The organism is Microbacterium sp. B24 (assembly GCF_000333415.1).
In the GTDB taxonomy this organism is placed as follows: domain Bacteria; phylum Actinomycetota; class Actinomycetes; order Actinomycetales; family Microbacteriaceae; genus Microbacterium.
This window is the reverse complement of record NZ_BADB01000452.1, coordinates 1-3838: the sequence shown is the minus strand read 5'-3', so window position 1 is coordinate 3838 and position 3838 is coordinate 1. Positions and strand designations below refer to the sequence as shown.

Sequence of the window (3838 nt, the reverse complement as noted above, 5' to 3'; positions counted from 1 at the left end):
CCGGCGCTCGGGCACGGTCGTAGATGCGGAAGTCGCGAACACTGCCCGCCAGCCGCGCGTCGGCGTTGTACACCGATCGCCCGATGTAGTCGGCGGTCGTGACGCCGTTGCCGATGGCGGCGGGCGTCAGCGTCGTGTTGGTGTTCTTCGCCACCTCGACCCCGTCGAGGTACAGACGGCTCGTCTTGGATGCCGAGTCCAGTGTGTAGGTCAGGGTTTTCCACACTCCGCGCGGCAGCGCCGTGCCACTGTTGACGCCCTGCTCGCCGGTCCAGTTGCGGTCGGAGATCGATGCCCGGTAGTCGTTGCCGGTCGTGAACAGGTAGCCGTTGCCGACGCCGTCGCCTCCAGTGTTGCCGAAGCCCCAGATGAAGTAGGAGCCCCCTTGTTCGGGCCGCACGAGAGCCTCGGCGCTGACAGTGATCGAGCTCAGCCCGGCCATGATGTTGTCGGGCAGCTTGACGTAGTCGTCGGCGCCGTCGAGGCGGACGCCTTCGCCTCCGGTCAGCGTGGGGCCTCCGACGTACGTGGCGTCGCGCTGGTTGCCCGACGAGTCCACGGCCACCGTGGCGGCGCCCGTCTCATCGAGTTCGTAGTGCGCGACCAATCCCGTGCCAGGGTCCGCGGCGGCGACGGCCGGAACCGCCAGCGGGCCAGCGATGAGGGCTGCTGCCGCCGCGAGGGCGAGCCACGTGGTGCGGCGGCGTGGGGCCGCCTGCGTGTGCGGGTTCGACACGGTGGGGTGATCCTCTCGAACGAGCGTCATTGCTGCTTCCGACAGCGATGTCGGCTTCGCAATGTTAGCGCTCACTCTCGACCGGTGTCACGCCTGACTTTCCGGGTCGCCGACGGAAGCGATCCCACAGTCGATCAGATCGTGTGATCTGCCGCGGCGGTGGCTCGCGCGGAGCGCGACTCGAGCCCGAAGCTCACGAGGGCGAGCACGAGGCCGGATGCCGCGAGCAGCGCTCCCACCCAGACCGGTGCGACGAAGCCGAAGCCGGCCGCGATCACGACGCCACCGAGGAACGCCCCGGTGGCGTTGCCGATGTTCAGCGCGGAGTGGTTCAGCGCCGCGGCGATGGACTGGTTGTCGCCCGCGACGTCCATCAGCCGTGTCTGAATCGACGGGCTCAACACCGACGACACGAAGCCGACCAAGAAGATGAACAGCCCGAGCGCGATCAGCGCACCCGCAGTGAGGGCGAGGAGCGCCTGCACCACGATGAGAGCGCCGAGGCCCGCCAGCATCGTGCGTTTGAGGTCGCGATCGGCAAGGTGGCCGCCGACGAGATTTCCGATCGTCATGCCGATACCCATGACGATGAGGATCACCGGCACCACCGCGGCGGGAGCTCCCGCGACATCGGTGACGATCGACGCGACGTAGCTGTAGGCCGCGAAGAACCCGCCGAACCCGACCGCACCGACCCCCAGGGTCAGCCATACCTGGCCGATCCGCAGCGCGCGCAGCTCCGCGCGGAGCGTCCGTCCGGGATCGCCCGCATGGGCCGGCACGGTCAGCGCGATCATCACTGCGGCGAGGGCGAAGATGAGGGCGACGACGAGGAATGCGATCCGCCACCCGAAGCGCTGGCCGAGGAAGGTGCCGAACGGCACACCGACGACGTTGGCGACCGTGAGGCCCGTGAGCACGAAGGCGACGCCCTTGGCGCGGTTTCCCGGCCCCATGACGTCGGCGGCGACAAGGGCGCCGATACCGAAGTATGCGCCGTGCGGCAGCCCGGCCAGCACGCGGGATGCCGCGACCAGCTCGAAGGTCGGAGCCAGCAGCGTCAGCGTGTTGCCGAGCGTCAGGGCCGCCGCCAGCGCCAGCATCACACGGTGGCGTGGATACTTCGCCACGACGCCCGCGATCGTCGGCGCGCCGATGACGACGCCGAGCGCGTACAGGGTGATGAGCCACCCCGCCTGCGCGACGGCGTCCTCAGGAGAGGAGGCCCACGTCGCCGGCAGCAGGTCGGCGGAGATGTTCGGGAGCAGGCCCATGACGACGAACTCGGTCATGCCGATGCCGAACGAGCCGATGGCGAGGGAGAGGAGCGCCCACATCGCCGCACCCCTCGACGGGGTCGAGGAGATCACCGGCTCATGCTACCGGTCGTCGGCAGCCTCCGGGCCGCCATCGCTGTCGGCCTCCAGGGCCGCGATCGCGGTTTCCAACCGCTCGATCTTGCCGTCGAGCTCTCCGACGCGGCCGGGGCGGATGTCGGCCTTGAGCACCAGCGAGACGCGTGAGCCGAAGGGCATGACGGCATCGGTCGCGGCCTTCACGACCGCGAAGACCTCGTCCCACTCCCCCTCGATCTCGGTGAACATCGAGGTCGTGCGGTGCGGTAGTCCCGAGTCACGGACGACCTTCACGGCCGCGGCGACCGCGTCGTGCACAGAGCCGTCGGCGGCGGCCCCGGCGGGAGTGGCGGTGCCGCTCGGAGCGACGGAGAAGGCGACGAGCATGGGGCTCCTTCGGGTCGGCGGGTTCGGGTCGGCGGGACCGGGATCAGGGAACGAGCCCCGTCGCGGCGTTCTCGGGGAGCGCCCGCGTCGAAAGCGTCGAGGCGGGGGCATGGCGGGCAACGGAGACGAGGCGCACGATCATCCACACGAACATCGCGCAGAGAACGAGGTTGCGAAGAGTCAGAAGGCTCACCGGCACGAGCTGCGGGTAGAGGACGCCGTTGTAGGTCAGGGGGTAGACGAGCTGCGTGAGCAGCGCGGCGAACAGCGCCGTCGACGCCGGGGCCATCCAGCGGCGGCGATCGATGACGAGCCCGAGCACCACCGACGGCACCAGCCAGCAGAGGTACTGCGGCGAGCCCACCTTGTTGAAGACGATGAACCCGAGAACGAAGGCGAGCGAGAGCGTCGGGAACAGCGTCGCGTACCGCACGCCGCGCGTCACGGCCCACACCCCGAGCCCCGCGACCACGAGCATCGCCACGACGAGCGCGGGAGTCATTGCGGCGATCACGGGATCGATCTGCGTGCCCTTCACTTGGAAGGTCAGGAGGTGCTGGTCGTAGTACACCCCGAATCCGGGGATGCCGAGGAGCGCCCCCCACAGGTACGGCATGCTCACCGGGGCCTCCACCTGCAGACCGCGCGTGGTCTGGTCTCCGATGAAGCCGAACGCGTTGGCCGCACCGTCCAGTGCGGCGATCACCAGCAGGGTCAGCGCGGTCACGAGCACGGCGCCGCCGACGAGGGCGCCGCGCCGCCGGAGAGCCACGACGGCGGCGGCCAGGACCGCCGCCGGCCAGACCTTCATCCACGTCGCGACGGACAGCAGCACGGACGCCAGCCACGGCCGTCCGACGAGCCAGAGGCAGCCGAGCACGACCAGGGCCACGGTGAAACCGTCGAGCCGGTACAGGCCGACGGGGCCGAGAAGCGCGATGTAGGCGAGCCAGAACCACCCGGCCGTGACACGCCCCGCCGAGCGCGCGCGCCCGATGAGCACCGCGAAGGCGACGGCATCCGCGGCGATGACGACGATCGCCCAGCCGACGGTGTACCCGGCGATCCACGCGAACGCGTGCGCCAGCAGCATGGGCAGCAGCGCGAGCTGCGGATACACCCACGACTGGTCGATGCCGACGATGCCGTGCCCCTGCAGCGCGCTCGTCGACCACGGCTCGTAGACGCGGTAGACGTCTCCCATGGGCTCGTTGGGCAGGACGAAGCCGAGCCAAGCGACACCGACGTGAACGATCGCGGAAGCTGCCCACAGCACGCTCCGCCTCATCATTCCCCATCCTAGGGAGGCGAACTCAGCGTTCCGAGACGAGCTCGCCCACGATGCTCGACACCGCACGGG

General features: G+C 69.7%; 4 protein-coding genes. All 4 read right to left on the bottom strand.

The window, feature by feature from the left end:
* Positions 1 to 766 (bottom strand): LamG domain-containing protein (locus tag I5I_RS13520; protein WP_036320808.1); only part of this gene is annotated, 766 nt, incomplete at its 3' end.
* 104 nt (positions 767 to 870) lie between these two features.
* Entirely contained in the window at positions 871 to 2073 is a 1203-nt protein-coding gene (locus tag I5I_RS13515; RefSeq protein WP_036320805.1) for an MFS transporter, read from the bottom strand.
* Between the two features lie 42 nt (positions 2074 to 2115).
* On the bottom strand, positions 2116 to 2478 hold the full coding sequence (locus tag I5I_RS13510; protein ID WP_036320801.1) for a thiamine-binding protein: 363 nt from the start codon (positions 2476 to 2478) through the stop codon (positions 2116 to 2118).
* A 43-nt stretch (positions 2479 to 2521) separates the two neighbouring features.
* Complete coding sequence (locus I5I_RS13505; RefSeq protein ID WP_239640129.1) at positions 2522 to 3769, bottom strand: glycosyltransferase 87 family protein; 1248 nt, start codon at positions 3767 to 3769, stop codon at positions 2522 to 2524.
* Positions 3770 to 3838: the final 69 nt, after the last annotated feature.